Below are 18,675 nucleotides of genomic sequence, written 5' to 3'. Positions count from 1 at the left end.
ATTGACGCTGCGCATCACCCGTTGCACCCGCTCTCGTAGCCGCTCAAACGTCTGGCTGCGCGTGAAGTCGCTCACGCGCACGCCACCGCCGGGCCAGCCCCCCCACGACGGCCCAGGCCACCCACCCCAGCGCGGCCAGACCGGAGAGCACCCCCACGGCATCACCGATGCGAGCATAGAGCGTGGGCACCCTCCCCACCGGCAGCTCCGCGCGCAACACGCGCTCCTCCGCCGTGAAGTGATCCATCTCGCCGTACACACGCCCGTAGCCATCCACCGCCACCGACAGGCCCTGGTTGGCCTGCCGCAACAGGCTGAACCCCTGCTCCACCGCGCGGAACACCGCCTGCCGCATGTGCGGCGCGCTGATGCCCCGCCAGTCGCTCGCGGGCAGCAGGAGCAGCTCGAGGCCCCGCGCCGTGGGGCCGGCGAAATCCGCCGGGAAGTCCCCATCGAAGCAGATGGCACCGCCCAGGTTGCCCACGCCCGAGTCCCTCAGCACCGGCACCTCCGGGCTGCCAGGGATGGAGTGAGCCGCTTCCCAGCCCGGCACCGGCCGGGCCTTCACGTAGCGCCAGGCCACGTTCCCCTCCGGCCCCACCAGGATGAGCTCGTTGCGCAACATGCGCTCCGCCGAGGGCTCGAAGCTCGCCACCGCCATGCCGAGCCACACGCCGCGCTCACGCGCCAGGGCGCTCCCTCGTGAGAGCAGGGCTGGCAGTTGCCCGGCCAGCACCACCGCGTTGCCCTCGGACCAGAGGATGAGCTTCGCCCCTCGCTCGGCCTCGCGCTCCGACAGGCGCAGCAACTCCTCGTTCACCGCCCCCGAGGCCTCGGCGAAGGCACGCCAGTCCTCGTCACCGAAGGCTCCGCCCTGGATGAGCCGGGACAGCCCCGCCTCGCGTCCCGTGGCCACCTCCCCCGCCACCGTGATGCCCGCGACCGGCACGCGCTCGCCCACGCTCCCCGCCCCCGCGAGCCGCAGCGCGCCGAAAACGAGGATGGCCCCGAGCACGCCCGCGAACACCGCGACCCCGGGCAGCACGCGGCGCCCCTCGTCCCGGTGCTCGAAGGCCCAGTTGACCACGGAGGCGAACCACGCCAGGAGGAACGTCAGGCCCCACAGTCCCGTCACCGACACGAACTGCACCAGCACGGGCGCCCCCGCCTGGCTATAGGCCAGCGACCCCCAGGTGCCGAACGGGTTGCCCACGCTGCTGAAGAGCTCCAACCCCGTCATCGCCGCCGGCAGGAAGAACGTCCCCGCGAAGGACGCCCGTGGCCCCACGATGAGCCGATCCGCCAGGAACGTCAGCGCCAGGAAGAGCGCGCCGCCAAGGGCCATTCCGAAGTTGCCCGCGACGGACCCCGGGAACACCTCCAGGTTCGCCAGCCCCGTGGCGAGGGTGTTCACGCTCAGGATGCCGACGAAGCCCACCCACGGCCGCTGCTGGCGGACGAAGAAGAGCAACAAGGCGCCCATCAACCAGCCGGGGAGCAGCGACCCACGCGAATTCAAGAGCATCGACATGCCAGCCCCGCCCACCAGGGCGAGCCATGGCAGGAACACCGGCGAGCGCCGCGAGCCTTCTTCACCGCTCATCCCACTCCTCCTTCTGCCTTCTTCGAACCCTTCGTGTGAGCCAGACGTTGGAGCGCCTCCTGGGCCTCGTCACACCAGCGCAGGTGTGCCTCCAGCCCGAGCAACCCCGCCCGAATGGACAGGTGCGAGTAGGGCTCCTCCGGGTGGCCCTCGCGCGAGCGGCGGAAGTCCTCGTCGATGAGCCGCAGCGCGGCCAGCAGTCCCTCGGCCTCGGCGCGGCTGCGCTCCACGTGCGCCAGCGAGTCCTCCGGTCCCACCCGGGCGCCGAAGAAGAGCTTGAGCAACAGCTCGTTGCGCTCCACGTGGGGCACCACCGGCCGCCGCAGCCACTCCGCGAGCACCTTCCGCCCTTCCGCCGTCACCCGGTACACCTTGCGCACCCTCCCCCCTGGCGAGTGCTCCTCCCGGTCGAGCACGACCAGCGCCTCCGCCTCCATCCGCTCCAGCGTCGGGTAGAGGTTGCCGTAGCTCTCCTGCCAGAAGTGCCCCACCGTCCGCTCGATGGCCTGACGCAGGCCGTAACCGCTCATGGGCTCCCGGCACAGCATCCCCAGGATGGCGAACTGACAGGTGTTCTCTCGCGCCAAGATGACCTCCTGGCCTCCCTATATATCAGTCTGATACAAGTGCACCACGAGAAATGACGTCCCTTGGGGCGGGCCGCCCTGGCCGCGCGTCCACCACGGCCGAGAGATCGAGGAGCGTCGGGTTAGAGTGCGCGCCACGGCGAACGGTTTGCCGTCGCGCGATGGCTCGCGCGCCTCGTCTCCCAGGAGATTGTTCCATGCGAACGTTCACCACGACATGCTCGTTGCTTGTCTCCGCCCTGTTGTTCCTCGGTTCGGCGCCCGCGGAGGCACAGACCTTCACCTTGACCCCCACCTGCCCGGCCCCCTGCGGTAGCGACTACCTCGGCCCGGTATGGACGAAGCCGAGCAACGCGATCTACGACTCGCACACCATTGATGTGAGGCTGACTGCCGCGACCCTGCTGCGCTCGACGAGCCAACATCTCGCGAAGACGTTGCTGGCGACGAACCCGAAGCTGCTGCTGAAGCTGGAGATGGGGTGCCTGCTCGGCGACTGCTCGGTGTCGGCCAACCTGTACAATGACCAGACCGGAGCCCTGCTCGCCTCCGTCACGGGCAAGGCCGTGGTGTCCAATCCAACCGCGACGCGCAATATCTGGTACTCGGTGACGAAATTCGCCAACGAGACCGTGGCGCCGTCCGTCACCTTCCAGGTGCTCGGACAGACGTACTTCGCGGGCTGACCGGGAGCTTGATCCAGCTTGCTCGAGTCAGGCGCCTCGCTCAGTTTCGATTCAGGATCCGGGGGGAGGGCTCGCCCTTCCACCACAGTTCCAGGGCGTCCGGCTTCACGCCGACCCGCAGGAGGTCGACGCCATCCACCGCGAACAAGCCGCCATTCGTCAGCGGCTCGAGGCGACGCGGCTCCGGCCAGAGAGGATGCCCCGGGCGCGCGATCCACAGACCGTCCTTCTCCGCGGTGACGACGTACTTGCCATACGCCCCGGGCGCGGCCTTGGCGGTCGCCGCCGAGACCGTGACCGGATGGAGTCGGGCCTCGATCTCGGGCAGCGCCCAGTCGTAGTCCGCCTGGATTTCAGGCGCGGGATGCGCCGCGGCCAGGGCTTTCAGGGCCAGGGCGTGTGCCTGATCGAGCGCCTGTGCTGGCGGCGTCGCGACGTCCGGGACAACGCCGGTCCCCTCCCAGTTGGCCTTGCTGATCGGATGGACCGGACGTCCGGTCGAGACACTCAGCATGAAGCCCGGCGCGATGGGCACGAATTCATTGGTGTTGGCCGCACCCGCCGTGGACGCCCCCACCAGCTTGCCCAGCTTGAACTGCTGCACGTCGTAGGCGAAGGATTCCGCCGCCGAGGCGGCGCCTTGGTCGACCAGCACATAGAGCGGCTTGCCAATCATCCGGCCCGCGGGGAGGTTGTCGAGTGCGCGCGTCTGGATGGGCTCGCGTCCGGCGTGAAGGAAGGTGATCTCCAGCGTTCCCGCCTTCAGGAAGTGGCTGACCAGGTACTGCACCGCCTCGGAAGAGCCCCCGCCATTGCCGCGCAGGTCGATGATCACCGCGTCGCCGGCCTTGAGGAAGCGCATCGCGCCGTCATAGGCCTGGCCCGTCTCATCGCTGACCCATTCGAATGCGGTAATCTTCAGGTAGCGGATATTGCCTGGCAGGATGCGCATCTCGGCCAGGCCATGGTGATCACGGCGCGCGGTCGCCGCGTCGAAGCCCGCCAGGGCCTCGCCCGCTCCGCCCGCCGACGAGGCGATGGCGGCGGCATGGCGCTGCGGGTCGTATTGCATGTAGGCGTGGCTGTCATGGCTCGCCTCCCGGAGATCGCTGGTGATCAGACTGGCGAGCTCGTTGGGATTGCCGACATTGTAGCGTCCCGCCGCCCTGGCCTTGTCCAGCCTGGCCAGGATGACCGGCGTCTTCTCCGGGAAGACGTACGACGTCCTGTAGGCGGCCTTGACGGCGTTCAGCACCGCGTCGCGCTGCACGGGCGACAGGATCCGCGCGGCCTCCGCCTCCGTCATGGGTGTGCGCACCTGGGCCTCGGCTGCGACGCCGACCCCCATCAAGGCAAACGCCATCGCGGCGGCTGAAAGAACTTTCAAACGCATGACGACTCCGACAATGAAAAAAGAGGTGCTCTAAGGCTCGGGTTTCGCGGCCTGCGCCTGGGCGGCCTGCCTCATCCGCTCCCCAAAGGGTTTACGGGTGAGGGCTTCGATTGCTTCGGCGGCGATCTTCGAAAGCGGCGCCGACAACTCCGAGTCGAGTTGAGCCGCGGCGGCGTTGGTGGCCGCCCACTGTTTTCGCAAGGCCGGGATCATCGCCTCGGCCTTCGCCGACAGCGCGACAATCCGCTCTCTCGCATCGGCGCCAGGTCTCAACTCGACCAGCCCGTCCTTGGCCATCTGCGACACCGTCTGGCTCACCGCCGAATGGGTGATGCCAATCTCGTGCGACAGAGCCCGGATCGAGGCCGGCCCCAGCTCCATCAGGGCGCGCAAGACCGGCGTATTGCGCGGCCGCCATGCCAGACCGGCGGCCGCGTAGGCGGCTTCCACATCACGGTCGAGGAGCTCGACCAGGTGGCGCATGAGCGTGCCCAGGGTGGGCGAGGCGGTAGCCATGAGGGGGGATGTATAAGCACTGTTACATTCTGTCAATGGTCTCGCCAGTCCAGAGCAGGCTCAGCTCTCGAAGGCTCCCTGACCGGCTCGTCGCCATCCCGCTGCCGGCGCCCATGTCAGCTGTGTGCCTGCCTCATGGGTATTGCCAATTATTTTACCTCAGATATATTTTCCCAGGCTAACGAATCGTGGCTGAACTGGAAACCCACAGGAGACGGTCCATGTCGCACGAGCAGACGAAGTCCGAGACGAAGTCCTGTCCCTTCAACCCGAATGCCCCCGGCTTCGACGTCAATCCGTACCCCATGTTCAAGGAGCTGCGGACCCAGACGCCCATCTCCTACTGGGACCAGGGCCATGGCTGGATCGTCACCCGCTACGAGGATGTCATCGCCGCGCTGCGTGACAACAAACGCTTCTCGACCAACTCCGCCGATTGGGAGTTCGCCAGCACCATGGGGACCGCGGCGCTGATTCCCGAGAGGGACGAACTCAACAGGGCGAACCTCTTCTCGCTGCCCGACGCGGACCATACCCGGGTGCGCAGGCTCGTCAGCCCGGCGTTCACCCCCCGCGCCGTCGAGTGGCTGCGGCCGGACATCCAGGCGATCGTGGATGAGCTGCTCGACGCCGCGGAGGCCAAGGGCACGATCAACGTGGTGAGCGACATCGCGGACCCCATTCCCGCGCGCGTCATGAGCTCGATGCTGAAGATTCCCAAGGGGCGTGAGGTGCTCTTCCAGCGCTTCACCGAGGCGTCGATCAAGAGCCTCCTCCCCAGCCTGATTCCTCCCGAGGAGTTGGTGACGGTGCGCGAGGCCATCCGCGAGGGCATCGTGCTGATACGCGAGACGATCGAGGAGCGGCGCCGCAACCCCAGGGAGAACGACATCCTCACCACCCTCATCCAGACCGAGGAGCAGGGCGACAAGCTGAGCACCCCGGAGCTGCTGTCGCTCGTGGCCTCGCTCATCGTGGGTGGCTTCGAGACCACGGTGCACCTCATCGGCTTCACCCTGTCCAACATCCTGCGGCGGCCCGAGCTGTTCGCCCAGCTCAAGGCCGAGCCCGAGCTCGTCAAGAACGTCCTCGAGGAGGTGCTGCGCCACGACAACTTCGGCAAGCTGGGCCTCACCCGCTACGCGCGCGAGGACCTGGAGCTCGGCGGCGTGAAGATCAAGAAGGGGCAGAGGCTGTTCCTCATGACCAACAGCGCGATGCATGACGAGGCCGCGTTCCCCCATCCCGAGACATTCGACGTGCGCCGCAACAACACCACGACCATCGCGTTCGGCAACGGGATGCACTTCTGCCTCGGCGTCCACCTGGCGCGGCTCGAGGGGCGGATCGCCGTGGACACCCTGCTCAAGCGCTTCCCCGACATGAAGCTCGTCAAGCCGCCCACGTTCGGTTCCCATCCGGTCCTTCGCAAGATGGAGACGCTCGAGGTGCAGTTGCGCGCCCGCTCCTGAGCGGGCGGCATTCGAGATGCGAATCCAGGCGGGGGACTCTTGCACGAAAATCTGCTCGCCCCCCGCCCCACTGGCTTCTAGCCTGGAAACATGAAGCTCTTCGAAACGTTGCTGCAGGAGTCCTCGCTTCACGACCACGCCGGCTCGGCCTCCAACCGGGCCGCGCTCAAGGCGAAGCTGACACCCTCCGACACCGTGAAGCAGGTGGCCGAGGACTTGAAGGTCTCCGAGGGAGAGGACCTGCGCTTCGACGGCGGCCTCGTGGTGAAGGGCAACCTGGTCATCGAGGACCAGGGGCGTCTGCTCGTGGCCGGCGATCTGGTGGTGGAAGGCAACATCATCCACGAGGGCTTCGACTACTCCCTGCTCTTCGTCGGCGGCTCACTCGCGGCGGACAACCTCCTCTTCCACGGCGAGCTCGTCGTCCTCGGAGGCTTCACGCTCAAGGGCGTCGCGTGGACCTACTACAGTGACTATTCCACCTACGCCGACACGCTGTCCGCCAGACTCGTCGTGGCGGATGACCGCGAGGACGCCATCGGGAAGGTGAGCGCGGACCACCACCTCGTCGGCCACTCCAGCCAAATCGGTCCCAAGCTGCGCGAGCTGCTCGAGAAGGGGCTCGTGGATGAAGAGGGCAAGTGGTCCTACACCACGCTCGCGAACAAGCTGCTGAAGAAGGAAGCACTGCTGCCGTGACGTGATGCCATGCCCGCACGGGCCTCGAGCATGGACGAGATGTGGAACCGGCCGCTAGGGTCCGCGCCATGTCCGCCACCCGCTATGGCTTCATCGACACGACAGGGGAACTGGTCATCCCCAGCCCCCATGGAACGCCCTTCGCCTTCAACGAGGGGCTGGCCCGCATGCCCGCGGGGGATGGCTGGGCCTTCGTCGACGTGAAGGGACAGCAGGCGCTGAAGGTGAGGCGCGCCTTCTCGGGCTTCAGCGACGGGCTGGCGCTGACGGACACGGGCTTCATCGATACGCAGGGCACGCTCGTGTTGCCAGTGGCGTTCAAGGCCAACTTCACCAGGTACGTCATCGCGGGAGCCTCGTACGCGAACGTGGGCCGCTTCGGCTCGGGGCTCGCACCGGTGATGCGCTCCGGGGCAAAGGCCACGGACGGCTACATCAATCCCCAGGGCGAGGTGGTGCTGGATGGCTTCGGAGGCGGACTGGCCCGCCCCTTCCTGAAGGGCAAGGCGCTGGTCGCGCTCAAGAAGCCCCCCAAGGGCGAGTACTGGCGCCTCATCGACCCGAAGGGAGCGTGCCTCGCCACCTATCCCTTCGAGACGATGAGCACCTCGTTCTCGGAGGGCCTCGCGCTGGTGCAGAAGGGAAAGACGTTCGGCTTCGTGGACGAGGCCGGCACGTGGGTGCTGGAGCCCACGATCTCCTGCTGGGAGGGCGAGCTGTCCGAGTGCTGGTTCAACGAGGGACTCGCCCGGGTGAAGGTGAAGGGGCGCTATGGTTTCATCGACAAGAAGGGGGCCCTGGTCATCGAGCCCCGCTTCGAGGCGGTGAATGGGGCGTTCTCCGAGGACCTGGCCGCCGTGAAGGAAGGCGGCCTGTTCGGCTACGTTCGCCCGGACGGAAGCTGGGCGGTGACGCCCCGCTTCGCCGTGGCCCAGCCCTTCTCCCACGGGCGTGCCGTCGTGTTGCTCGCCGAGTGAGCGCGTCCAGCTATCCAGCCTTGTCCATCCGGCCCCACGACCCTTCCTCCAGACACTCTCGGAGCACCCAGCGCATGTGCTCGTCGAAGTCGAAGGTGCAGCCAGAGAGATCGGGTGTCTCATCCAGGAGCCACGTCGCGAGGTCGAAATCGTCGTGGTAGGCCTGCATGATGAGCGCCCCTTTGGCCCGGCACAGCTCCGTATCGAAGCTGTAGAAGTCGCTCACGTACGAGTCCGCGATGTATTGGAATGGAACGAGCCGCCTCCTCACCTCCAACTCGCGGCGGGCGGCTTCCTTCTCTTCTTCCCCGTCGCCGAACGAGTCCTCCTCCACGAACTCCTTGTTCCATTCGTGGCGCTCCAACACCTCCGCGGGGCTCAGCATTCGGGCCCGCTCCATGCCACGCCAATTCGTCGCACAGAACAAACCGTGCTGAGTGATGAATTGAAGGTACGCTTCTGGAAGCACCTTGCCCAGCGTGCTCTCCAGCCGCCTTAGCTCCTTTGCATCAACTGGCGTCACTCGCACCGCTCTGACGGGAAGCTCCTTCTCGCGCTCGAGACGATCCTTCAGGGCTGCAATGGCTTCGATGGCACTCAGCACGTTTACGGCTCCTCGGTTCACGGGGGATTGTACGTGGCGCGTGGGTCAGGCGGTCGTCCAAATCCACTCAGTCTCCGGACTCCTGGGCCCGTGCGCGCACCTCCGCGGCGAACAACTCCGCCGCGGGTGTGCGTGGCGCGCCCTTGCGCCACAGCAACGCCGCGAGCTCGGAGCGCGGCGCCGGAGACAGGCGCTTCACCACGAGCCGCTCGGCCTCGGCGAGTCGCGGCTCGGGCAGCACGGTGACGGCGAGGCCCGCGCGCACCATCGCGAGCACCGTGGCCACCGCGTTCGACTCGAGCGCGATGTGCGGGGCGAGCCGCATGGCGTCGAAGTAGGCGTCCACGCGCCCGCGCACGCGCGAGCCTCGCGAGAGCAACGCGAAGGGCTCGTCCACGAGCTGCTTCACCCCCACGGACTCCGCTCCCGCCAGTGCGTGCCCCCGCGCGACGACGAGCGCGAGCCTGCTGTCGAAGACGGGCTCCGCGTCCAGGTCTGGTGAGCGCGCGGGCGCGTACGCCAACCCCACGTCCAGCTTGCCATCGGCCAGGCGCCGCTCCACCCGCCGCACGAGTGCTTCCTCGGCGCTCAGCGCCAGGCGCGGATGCCTGCGCAGCACGGCCGCCAGCGCCGGCACCACGACACCGCGCATGCTCGGCGGGTAGCCCACCCGCAGCGCTCCCGTGGCCAGTCCCCGCAGCGCGCTCACCGCCACCCTGCCCGCGTCCACGTCCTCCAGCGCGCGCGAGGCGTACGTGCGGAAGAGTTCTCCCGCCTGCGTCAGCCGCACCCCCGTGCGCGCGCGCTCGAACAGCGGCGAGCCCAGCTCCTCCTCGAGCTGGCGGATCTGCTGCGACAGCGTGGGCTGCGAGACGTGGAGGTGCCTGGCGGCACGTCCGAAGTGGAGGGCATCGGCGACGGCGGAGAAGTAGCGGAGGTGGCGCAGCTCCATTCCCCCATCATAGGCAATACCTATCGACTCCATGGGAACAAACGAATGGAAGAATCGTGGGCCTTCTTTACATTTCTCCTCGTCGCGAAGGAGAAACCCCATGAAGGCATCGGATCTGTTCGTCAAAGCGCTCGAAGCGGAGGGCGTGCGTTGTGTCTTTGGACTCCCGGGTGAGGAGAACCTGGATCTGCTCGAGTCGATGCGCGCCTCGGGCCTGCGCCTCGTCGTCACCCGCCACGAGCAGGCCGCGGGCTTCATGGCCGCCACGTGGGGCCGGCTCACCGGGCGCGCGGGCGTGTGCCTCGCGACGCTCGGGCCCGGCGCGACCAACCTCGTCACCGCCGCCGCCTACGCCCAGCTCGGCGGCATGCCCATGGTCATGGTCACCGGGCAGAAGCCCATCCGGGCCAGCAAGCAGGGCCACTTCCAGATCGTCGACGTCGTGGGAATGATGCGGCCGCTCACCAAGTCCACCCGCACGCTCATCTCCGCCGAGCACGTCTCCTCGGCGGTGCGCGAGGCGTTCCGCCGCGCGGAAGAGGAGCGCCCCGGCGCCACGCACCTGGAGCTGCCCGAGGACGTGGCCCGTGACTCCTCCGAGGCCACTCCCCTCGCCCCCTTCACCCTCCGCCGGCCCGTGGCCGACGAGGCCTCCATTGCCCAGGCCGTCGAGACCATCTCGTCCGCCCGCCGCCCGCTGCTCATGATCGGCGCGGGCGCCAACCGCAAGCTCACCTCGGAGATGCTCCGCGTCTTCGTGGACCGCGTGGGCATGCCCTTCTTCAGCACCCAGATGGGCAAGGGCGTGGTGGACGAGACGCATCCGCTCTGGATGGGCACGGCGGCGCTGTCCGACGGGGACTTCGTCCACCGCGCCATCGAGGCCTCGGACTGCATCGTCAACGTGGGCCATGACGTCATCGAGAAGCCGCCCTTCGTCATGCGCGACAACCGCCGCACGGTCGTCCACCTGAACTTCTCGTCGGCCGAGGTGGATCCCGTGTACTTCCCCCAGGTGCAGGTGACCGGCGACATCGCCAACGCGGTGTGGCGCATCGCCGAGGGCGTCGGCGGCCCGCGCGCGCACTGGGACTTCTCGTCCTTCGAGCGCGCCCGCATGGGACTCGACGCGCAGCTCGCGCGCGGCATCGACGACGACCGCTTCCCCATCTACCCCGCGCGGCTCGTGGCCGAGGTGCGGCGTGCCATGCCGGACGACGGCATCGTCTGCCTGGACAACGGCATGTACAAGCTCTGGTTCGCCCGCTACTACCGCTGCCGCCGGCCCAACACGTTGCTGCTCGACAACGCGCTCGCCACGATGGGAGCCGGGCTCCCCTCCGCCATTGCCGCCAGGCTGGTGTATCCACGGCGCAAGGTGGTCGCGATCTGCGGTGATGGTGGGTTCATGATGAACTCGCAGGAGCTGGAGACGGCGGTGCGCCTGCGGATGGACCTGACGGTGGTCGTGGTGCGCGACGACGGCTACGGGATGATCCGCTGGAAGCAGGGCGAGATGGGGCTGCCGGACTTCGGCATGGAGCTGGGCAACCCGGACTTCGTCCGCTACGCGGAGGCATATGGCGCGCGGGGACACCGCCCGACGAGCGCCTCGGAGTTCGGCACCACGCTCGCGCGCTGCCTGGAGTCGGGCGGCGTGCACGTCATCGACCTGCCCATCGACTACTCGGACAACTCGCGCGCGCTCGGAGCCGGTGCCGAGGAAGCCGCCGCACGCTGAGCCCCGGACACGAGACAGAAAGAGAGGAACGCCATGCTGGCTGAACGCTATCCGTATTACCTGGCCAACCGCCCGAGACAGCCCAACGCGGAGCTGGCCGTGACCGACAAGTATTCGGGCGAGGTCGTGACCCACGTGGCGCTCGCGGACGCGGGCACCGTGGAGGAGGCCATCGCCGCGGCGGTACGTGCCACCGGCCCGATGCGGCGCCTGGCGCCCTACGCGCGGCAGGAGGTGCTCGAGCACTGCGTGCGCCGCTTCCGCGAGCGGGCCGAGGAGTTCGCGCTCGCGCTCTGCATCGAGGCGGGCAAGCCCCTGCGCGACGCGCGAGGCGAGGTCACCCGGCTCATCGACACGTTCAAGGCGGCGGCCGAGGAGGCCGTGCGCAACGAGGGCGAGATGCTGAACCTGGAGGTCTCGCCGCGCGCGGCCGGCTACCGGGGCTTTACCCAGCGCGTGCCCGTGGGCCCGTGCTCGTTCATCACGCCGTTCAACTTCCCGCTCAACCTGGTGGCGCACAAGGTGGCGCCCGCCATCGCCGCCGGCTGCCCCTTCGTGCTCAAGCCGTCGGACCGCACCCCCGTGAGCGCGATGCTCATGGCCGAGGTGCTCGCCGAGACGGCACTCCCCGAGGGCGCCTTCTCCGTCCTCCCCACCCGCCTCGCGGACGTGGGACCCTTCATCGAGGACGAGCGGCTGAAGCTGCTCTCGTTCACCGGCTCGGAGAAGGTCGGCTGGGAACTCAAGGCGCGCGCCGGCCGCAAGAAGGTGGTGTTGGAGCTGGGCGGCAACGCCGCGTGCGTGGTGGACCACGACCAGGGCGAGCGCCTGGACTTCGTCGCGGACCGCGTGGCCCATGGCGCCTTCTTCCAGGCGGGACAGAGCTGCATCTCGGTGCAGCGCGTGCTCGTGCACGAGTCGCTGTACGGCGCGCTGCGCGAGCGGCTCGTCACGAGGGCGCGGGCACTGCGCTCGGGCAACCCCAGGGACGAAGCCACCACGCTCGGCCCCATGATCGACGAGCCCGCGGCGCGGCGGCTGGAGGGGTGGATCGAGCGCGCGGTGGCGCGAGGAGCGCGCGTGCTGGCCGGAGGAGGACGGCGTGGCGCGTTGCTCGAGGCCACCGTACTGGAGGGCGTGCCGGCCGACGAGCCGCTGTCCGCGGAAGAGGCGTTCGGGCCGGTGGTACTGCTCCAGCCCTTCCGCGCGTTCGACGAGGCACTGCGCGCGGTGAACGACGGGCGCTATGGATTGCAGGCGGGTCTCTTCACGAACGACCTGTCCAAGGCGATGCGGGCCTGGGACGAGCTGGAGGTGGGAGGCGTCGTCGTGGGGGACGTGCCGAGCTTCCGCGTCGACACGATGCCCTATGGCGGCGTGAAGGGCTCGGGGCTTGGGCGCGAGGGCGTGAAGTACGCCATCGAGGACATGACCGAGCCGCGACTGCTCGTCCTGCGTCAGGGATGAAGACAGCTGACGTTTGAAAGTTGAAAAAAGTTGAAATGGGAGTCCTCGAAATCGAGAGTCTTTCCTCTCGATTTTCGATAAAACAAAACACACTCCCCACTTATAACGCGACGTGGCATTGTCATGAATGACATGACTGCGCACCCAACTTTCAAACACCTGCTGGCACTCGGCCGCGTCAAATTCCTGCTGTATAGCCCGATTCTCTACACGGTGGGAGCCATCATCCCCACCGTATCGGGCGGCGCCATTGATGCCTCCCGCTTCATTCATGGGGTGATCTTCACGTGGATCACCCACCTGATGACGCATTACTCCAACGAGTATTTCGACCTGGAGCCAGACCGGGCCAACACGTCTCCCTCTCCATGGACAGGCGGTAGCCGGATCCTCGTGAAAGGGATCATGGAGCCGCGGCACTCCCTGTACATCGCGTATGCCTTGACGGTGGTGTCCATCGCTCTCGCCCTGCTCATGCCGACCCCCAGCGCCCGCCTCCTCGGCCTGGCCGCCATCTTCTTCTCCTGGCAGTACAGTGCACCGCCGCTCAAGCTGGAGGCCGTGGGCCTGGGCGAGTTCACCGTCACCCTGGTGCTCAACACCCTGGTTCCGCTGCTCGGCTATTGCCTCCAGAGCGGCGGACTGCGGCCCCACACGCTGCTGCTGGTCCTCATCCCGCTCGGCATCATCGAGTACATCCGGATGATGGTCATGAACATGGCCGACTGGGAGAGCGACGCGAAGACGTGGAAGAAGACCCTGGTGGTGCGCATCGGAATCGAGAACGCCGTGAAGATCCATGGCATTGGAATGGTCGCGGCGTACCTCTCGCTGATTCCGCTCTACCTGGCGGGCGTACCGGGCATCGTCCTGCTCGCCCTGAGCACCACGGCGTACATGGGGTTGGGTTATGCGTGGCGGCTTCAGCGGGGAGCCTGGAAGAAGAAGGAGACGATGTGGATCATCCCCTACGTGGCCTCCACCCATAATGGATTGGGAGGCTCGGCCGCGCTGATCGGGATGATCATTCTCAAGCCTGGCTTCTCGTTCTTCGCCATCGAGCTCTTCCCGCTGTATCTCTATCTGGGAGGCTTCCTCCTGCTGCGCGCACTGGCTCGCCGCAATCGGAATCAGGCCAGTCCCCCGCCCATGGGTGTGACGACTTGAGCCGGAGTGCCCTCGGCATCCCGAGGGCCTCCTGCTTCAGCACCTACCCACCGTAAGAGAGGCCGTGCCCGACCGGGTAGAGCACCCCGGAGGCCGTTCCCACCTCGGGAATGGCCACGGGCAGCCGGCCCGAGGGGTTCACCTCTCCCAACAGCACCCGCGCCAGCGCCTTCATGGAGACGGGCTGGTAGCCATAGGTAGCCACGTAGGTGGACACCTCCGGCAGGTGGGCGATGTCATACGGCTCGCGCACCGAGACGACCACCACCGGCTTGTTCGCCCCCTGGAGCGCGCGGACCAGCGCCTGCTGCTGCTTCGACGTCCAGACGCGGTTGACCAGCACCACGGTGACGTCCGCGCGCGCGGCCGAGGCCACCGCCTCGTCGATCTTCGCCTGCGTCGGCGAGGTGCCCGTCTCCACGGTCTCCACGGACCGGCCCCGCCGGGCCAGCTCCTGCGCCAGCGTGGCCGTCGCCGTGACGCCCCACCCCGTCACCAGCACCTTGCCCGCCTCGGGCTTCAACGGCAGCACGCCCGCCTCGTTCTTCACCAGGGTGATACCGCGCTCGGTGATGGCGGCGGCGGCGGTCAGGTGCTCGGCGGCGCCCACCCGCTGGAGCCCGGCGAGCTCCACCAGGGGCTGGGCGAGCACCCCCCGCTTCTGCTTGAGCGTCAGGATGCGTCCCACCGCCTCATCGAGCCGCTCCTGGCTCACCTCCCCACTGTTCACCGCGTCGCGCACGGCGTTGTAGGCCACTTCGATGCGCTGCGGCATGAGGAGCAGGTCCACGCCGGCCTTGAGCGCCTCCACGGGGACGCGCGCGTCGCTCTGGTCACCGTAGGGCTTCGCGCCCTGCATGGAGAGCGAGTCGCTGACCACCACGCCCTTGAAGCCGAGCTGGCCCCGCAGCAGGTCCGTCATGATGCCGTGGCTGAGCGTCGCCGGCAGGCCCGAGCTTTCCAGCGCGGGCACCACGATGTGGGCGGACATGATGGCATCCACCTCGGCGTCGATGGCGGCCACGAACGGCGGCAGGTCCACCGCGTCGAACTGCTCCCGGCTGTGATTGATGATGGGCAGCCCGTAGTGGCTGTCCACGTCCGTGTCGCCATGGCCGGGGAAGTGCTTCACGGTGGACGCGGTGCCCTCTCCCTGTTGGGCGCCCACCTGCACCTGCGTGAAAGCCGCGACCCGCGCGGGATCCAGTCCGAAGGAGCGCACGCCGATGACGGGGTTGAGTGGGTTGCTGTTGACGTCCGCGACCGTGCCGAAGTTCTGGTTGATGCCCAGGGCGCGCAGCTCCCGCCCGGTGATGGCCGCCGCCTGGCGCGCGGTCTCCACGTCCTGCGTGGCGCCCAGGGCCATGTTGCCGGGAAACTGGGTGGCCGGCTCGCCCACCCGCACCACCACGCCATGCTCCTGATCCGTGGCGATGAGCAGGGGAATGGCCCGCTCCTGGCGCATCGCCACCTCCTGCAACCCATTGGACAGCCGGGCGATCTGCTCCGGGGCTTGCAGGTTGTTGGCCCAGGTGAAGTAGATGATGCCACCCAGGTGGTAGCGCTCGACGAGCTGCTCCGCCGTGTCCAGCCCGTGGTCCTTGCGGTTGCTCTCCACCATCTTCGGATCCGCATCCGTGACGCTCTTCCCATAGGCGTGGGTCATGAAGAGCTGACCCACCTTCTCCTCGAGCGTCATCACCTTCAACTGGCAAGGCACCCAGTCCGGCGAGGAGACTTCGGGTGGAGCACTACAGTCCGGTGTGGCGGGCGGCGCCGGAGGAGGCTCCTCCTCGCAACCAGCGCTTCCGAACATCAGTCCGCACAGCGCGATGGACGTGAACCACCTTCCACCAACCTTGATCATGGGAGTTCCATCTTCCAGGGGGTAAGTCGGGTTTCGCGGACCATACCCGGGAACACGGGCCCTGCCTCAACGGGGGTGGAGTGCGGAAACGATTCAGGCCCGGGACGCGAGGAAGCGCGGGCCCAGGGCCAGACACAGGGCGCCCACGGATTCTCGCGCCGTCCCATCGCCGCCCCGGAGGGCAAGCGGCCCGAGGGCCTGGAAGCGGGCCGGTGATACAGTCGCCGCCGCTCATGGAACACACGGCCCATCTGTGGCTCTTCTTCGTACTGGTGTTTGGGATTGTCGCGTTGCCGGGTCTCGACATGGCGTTCGTGCTCGCCAGTTCCCTGGGAGGTGGGCGGAGCGCGGGGATGTCCGCGGTGGCGGGGATCGTCTCGGGTGGAGCCTGTCACGTGGTGATCGCCGCGACGGGAGCCGCCGTGCTGCTGCAGGTCATCCCGGCCGCGTTCAACCTCCTGCTGTGGCTCGGTGCCCTGTACGTGGCGTGGATCGGCTTCTCCCTGTTCCGCAGCGGAGCGGCCTTCACCGCCTCCCCGCTCGAGGGGGGGCGCGAGACCTCGGCCGCGTTCCGCCAGGGCATGGTGACGAACCTGCTCAACCCCAAGGCCTATCTCTTCATGCTCGCCGTGTTCCCCCAGTTCCTGCGGCCGGAGTACGGGCCGACCTGGATCCAGGCACTGGTGCTCGGGGCGATCATCACGGTCACCCAGGCCGCCGTGTACGGCGCGATCGTGCTGGTGGGAGACAGGGCGCGTGGCTGGCTCGAGTCCAACCCCCGCGCCAGCGCCGCGATCGGCCGGGGCCTCGGCGCGCTGATGGTGCTCGTCGCGGTGCTGACGATCTTCAAGGAATGGCGGAGCGCTTGACTTCGTGGGGGCGTTCGTGGTCCTCGCGCGCATCGGACGCGACCAGGATCTGGTGGCCGGGAAGAGCGCCCATCGCCCGGACTCCGGGTGATTTACCTATTTTCCAACATTTTCTAGATTAAACAGTTCTTCTGCTTGTTGGGATTCGTGCTAATGAGCGCCGCGCGGCGAGCCATCGCCCGCGTTGCCTCATCACGGCCTCTCACCCCCCGTCCCCCCCCTCTTCCCGACGGGGCGTGGCGAGGCCCTCCGAGCCAAGGAGCAGAGTCATGACGCGTCATCGTTTCGTGAACGAGGGAGCCGGCGTGTTCGCCGCGCTCGTGTTGGCGGGATGTGGTTCCACGCCGTCGGAGACGAGGAGTGAGGTCCGTCCGGGCGCGGCGGAGCCCTCCGCCGCCGTGAGCGCGCCCCTGGCCGTGAGCAAGACTTTCACCAAGAAGGTCTACGTCCACCTGATGCCCTGGTTCGAGAGCAATACCACCTCGGGCAACGGCTCCTGGGGAGTCCACTGGACCATGGCCAACAAGAATCCCAACGTGGTGGATGGCACGGGCAAGCGGCAGATCGCCTCGCACTACTACCCGTTGATCGGACCTTACGGCTCGGGCGACAAGGATGTGATCGAGTACCAGCTGCTGCTCATGAAGTACGCGGGCGTGGATGGCGTGCTCATCGACTGGCCCGGCACGCTCAACTGCGTGGACTACCCCAAGAACAAGCAGAACGCCGAGGCCTTCATCAACAAGACGGCCGCGGCGGGTCTGGAGTTCGCCATCGTCTACGAGGACAACAACCTCACGCTGGCGCCCGGCTACGGCTGCTCCGTTCCCGACAAGTACGCCGCGGCCCGCAACGACATGATCTACATGCGGGACAACTACTTCTCCCGCGGCAACTACATCAAGATCAACAACGCGCCCCTGCTCCTGGACTTCGGTCCGCAGACGTTCAAGTCGCCGGGCGACTGGAGCAACATCTTCTCGCCGCTGTCGACCAAGCCGACCTTCCTGACGCTCTGGTACCAGAACGGCGACGCCGGAGCCAACGCCCAGGGCGAGTACCCGTGGATCTACTCGGATTTCACGACCGGGTTGCAGAACTTCTATAACAACCGTCCGCTGGGCGTGAAGTTCGGCGTGGCCTACCCCGGCTTCAACACCTTCTACACGGCGGGTGGATGGGGCGGCCCGACCTGGACCCTGCCCTACAATGGGACGGGCACGTTTGGCCAGACCATGGACATGGCCAAGAACAGTGGCGTGAACTGGATCCAGCTCGCCACCTGGAACGACTACGGCGAAGGCTCGATGATCGAGCCGACGCGCGAGTTCGGCTACGGCTTCCTGACCACCCTGCAACAGAAGCTCGGCGTGCCCTACGGGCAGAGCCAGCTGGAGCTCATCGCCAAACTCCATGAGCAGCGCAAGCAGTACGCGGGCGATGCGTCCAAGCAGAACCAGCTCAACGAGGCCTTCAACTACTTCGTGGCCCTGCAGCCGGACAAGGCCGCGACCATCCTCGGCGGGGGCACCACGAATCCGCCCCCCACGAATCCCACGGTCATCAACAGCGGCTTCGAGTCCGGCATGACGGGCTGGAACACCTGGTCACCCAATGGCACCGCCGGGGCCGCGTTCACCGAGACCTACAACGGCGGCTACAACAGCGCCTACCACCTGACCCACTACAGCCCGGGGGCCTTCGAGACGTGGACGTACCAGCAGCTCAACGGCCTGACCAACGGCAACTACCGGGTGCGCGCCTGGGTCCGCAAGGGCGGTGACTTCGGCTTCTCCCGCCTCCAGGCCAAGACGTGCGCGTCCTGCACCCCCGCCGCCACGGAGCTCGGTACGTACGGCGCCTGGACCCAACTGGAGACGCCCACCATCGCCGTGACCGCGGGCTACCTGGAGTTCGGCCTCCACACCCTGGCCACCAGCGGCAGCAGCTACGTCCACCTGGACGACGTGCAGCTCATCCGCCAGTAGCCCTCGGGCCATTGCGCGCCCACCCGCCCGGCAGGCGGGTGGGCATCCGCGTGGAGGCCGCGCCGTCTCCACCGCGTCGTCACATGC

Annotated in this window: 16 protein-coding genes; 9 read left to right on the top strand and 7 right to left on the bottom strand. The window is 67.6% G+C overall.

The genetic code is table 11. The annotated features are described in order from the left end of the window. Positions 1-43 precede the first annotated feature (43 nt). A complete protein-coding gene (locus CYFUS_RS22955) occupies positions 44-1,603 on the bottom strand; it encodes an apolipoprotein N-acyltransferase (RefSeq protein WP_095987177.1) in 1,560 nt (519 codons plus the stop codon). Continuing rightward, complete coding sequence (locus CYFUS_RS22950; protein ID WP_095987176.1) at positions 1,600-2,190, bottom strand: PadR family transcriptional regulator; 591 nt, start codon at positions 2,188-2,190, stop codon at positions 1,600-1,602. The genes CYFUS_RS22955 and CYFUS_RS22950 overlap by 4 nt, the downstream gene beginning before the upstream one ends. A 197-nt stretch (positions 2,191-2,387) precedes the next feature. Between CYFUS_RS22950 and CYFUS_RS22945 the strand changes: the two genes are divergently transcribed. Further along, on the top strand, positions 2,388-2,876 hold the full coding sequence (locus CYFUS_RS22945) for a hypothetical protein (RefSeq protein WP_095987175.1): 489 nt from the start codon (positions 2,388-2,390) through the stop codon (positions 2,874-2,876). Between the two features lie 40 nt (positions 2,877-2,916). On the opposite strand, the gene CYFUS_RS22940 is transcribed toward CYFUS_RS22945, so the two are convergent. Both CYFUS_RS22940 and CYFUS_RS22935 read right to left on the bottom strand, forming a co-directional pair. Further along, entirely contained in the window at positions 2,917-4,269 is a 1,353-nt protein-coding gene (locus CYFUS_RS22940; RefSeq protein ID WP_095987174.1) for a S41 family peptidase, read from the bottom strand. A gap of 30 nt (positions 4,270-4,299) precedes the next feature. Continuing rightward, positions 4,300-4,752, bottom strand: coding sequence for a MarR family winged helix-turn-helix transcriptional regulator (locus CYFUS_RS22935; RefSeq protein WP_232537720.1), 453 nt, complete (start codon positions 4,750-4,752; stop codon positions 4,300-4,302). Between the two features lie 254 nt (positions 4,753-5,006). Between CYFUS_RS22935 and CYFUS_RS22930 the strand changes: the two genes are divergently transcribed. The 3 genes from CYFUS_RS22930 to CYFUS_RS22920 all read left to right on the top strand — a co-directional run bounded on the left by CYFUS_RS22930 (position 5,007) and on the right by CYFUS_RS22920 (position 7,933). Then, positions 5,007-6,257, top strand: a complete 1,251-nt coding sequence (locus tag CYFUS_RS22930; protein ID WP_095987172.1) for a cytochrome P450 — start codon at positions 5,007-5,009, stop codon at positions 6,255-6,257. 90 nt (positions 6,258-6,347) lie between these two features. After that, complete coding sequence (locus tag CYFUS_RS22925; protein WP_095987171.1) at positions 6,348-6,956, top strand: hypothetical protein; 609 nt, start codon at positions 6,348-6,350, stop codon at positions 6,954-6,956. A gap of 68 nt (positions 6,957-7,024) precedes the next feature. Beyond that, positions 7,025-7,933 (top strand): WG repeat-containing protein, encoded by a 909-nt coding sequence (locus CYFUS_RS22920; RefSeq protein ID WP_095987170.1) that lies wholly within the window; start codon positions 7,025-7,027, stop codon positions 7,931-7,933. Positions 7,934-7,943: 10 nt separating this feature from the next. Here the strand turns inward: CYFUS_RS22920 and CYFUS_RS22915 are convergent, their stop codons facing one another. Both CYFUS_RS22915 and CYFUS_RS22910 read right to left on the bottom strand, forming a co-directional pair. Beyond that, entirely contained in the window at positions 7,944-8,537 is a 594-nt protein-coding gene (locus CYFUS_RS22915) for an SMI1/KNR4 family protein (RefSeq protein WP_095987169.1), read from the bottom strand. 67 nt (positions 8,538-8,604) lie between these two features. Beyond that, positions 8,605-9,489: a LysR substrate-binding domain-containing protein gene (locus tag CYFUS_RS22910; RefSeq protein WP_095987168.1), complete on the bottom strand. Its 885-nt coding sequence runs from the start codon at positions 9,487-9,489 to the stop codon at positions 8,605-8,607. A gap of 100 nt (positions 9,490-9,589) precedes the next feature. Here CYFUS_RS22910 and CYFUS_RS22905 point away from each other — a divergent pair, with 100 nt between their 5' ends. From CYFUS_RS22905 to CYFUS_RS22895, 3 genes are all read left to right on the top strand, one after another. Further along, the gene (locus CYFUS_RS22905; protein WP_095987167.1) at positions 9,590-11,230 is read left to right on the top strand and encodes an acetolactate synthase large subunit; all 1,641 of its coding nucleotides are present in this window, start codon (positions 9,590-9,592) and stop codon (positions 11,228-11,230) included. A 33-nt stretch (positions 11,231-11,263) separates the two neighbouring features. After that, positions 11,264-12,697, top strand: a complete 1,434-nt coding sequence (locus CYFUS_RS22900) for an aldehyde dehydrogenase family protein (protein ID WP_095987166.1) — start codon at positions 11,264-11,266, stop codon at positions 12,695-12,697. A gap of 123 nt (positions 12,698-12,820) precedes the next feature. Next, complete coding sequence (locus CYFUS_RS22895) at positions 12,821-13,864, top strand: prenyltransferase (protein ID WP_232537719.1); 1,044 nt, start codon at positions 12,821-12,823, stop codon at positions 13,862-13,864. Between the two features lie 43 nt (positions 13,865-13,907). Here CYFUS_RS22895 and CYFUS_RS22890 read toward each other — a convergent pair whose 3' ends face one another. After that, positions 13,908-15,731, bottom strand: coding sequence for a glycoside hydrolase family 3 protein (locus CYFUS_RS22890; protein ID WP_095987164.1), 1,824 nt, complete (start codon positions 15,729-15,731; stop codon positions 13,908-13,910). A gap of 233 nt (positions 15,732-15,964) precedes the next feature. Here CYFUS_RS22890 and CYFUS_RS22885 point away from each other — a divergent pair, with 233 nt between their 5' ends. Together CYFUS_RS22885 and CYFUS_RS22880 are read left to right on the top strand one after the other, a co-directional pair. Next, positions 15,965-16,600, top strand: a complete 636-nt coding sequence (locus CYFUS_RS22885; RefSeq protein ID WP_095987163.1) for a LysE family translocator — start codon at positions 15,965-15,967, stop codon at positions 16,598-16,600. Between the two features lie 269 nt (positions 16,601-16,869). Further along, entirely contained in the window at positions 16,870-18,588 is a 1,719-nt protein-coding gene (locus tag CYFUS_RS22880; protein ID WP_095987162.1) for a glycoside hydrolase family 71/99-like protein, read from the top strand. Positions 18,589-18,675 lie beyond the last annotated feature (87 nt).

The sequence above is a fragment of the Cystobacter fuscus genome (assembly GCF_002305875.1).
Taxonomy (GTDB): domain Bacteria; phylum Myxococcota; class Myxococcia; order Myxococcales; family Myxococcaceae; genus Cystobacter; species Cystobacter fuscus_A.
The sequence above is the reverse complement of the archived record's forward strand: the minus strand, read 5'-3'. Positions and strand labels throughout refer to the sequence as shown.